Source organism: Oleiphilus sp. HI0080, assembly GCF_001635135.1.
In genome coordinates, this window is sequence record NZ_LWFU01000054.1 from 1 (window position 1) to 315 (window position 315).

Here is a 315-nt window from a genome sequence, read left to right on the forward strand (position 1 = left end):
ATTTGTAGACGACACAACCTGGAATTGACCGTCTTCTTGAATCTCGCCGATCAAAACTGGCTTAGTAATATGGTGGTTTGGCATCATCGTCGATAAGCCGCCAGAAAGGTTAGGGACAGAAACGCCGATGATCGCATCTTGCACAGCAGATGGGTCAGTAGTACCGGCTTTCTCTACCGCCTCAACCCACATGTTGAAACCAATATAAGTTGCTTCCATTGGGTCGTTTGTAACGCGATCTTCGTTACCGATGTATGAATGCCATGCCTCGATGAACTCGTCATTCGCATCGGACTCAACACTCATAAAGTAGTT

The 315-nt window shown here is 46.7% G+C and carries 1 protein-coding gene; it reads right to left on the minus strand.

Annotated features, from left to right (window positions below; genetic code table 11):
* Nucleotides 1-315 (minus strand): transporter substrate-binding protein (locus A3751_RS00715; protein WP_156492149.1); only part of this gene is annotated, 315 nt, incomplete at both ends.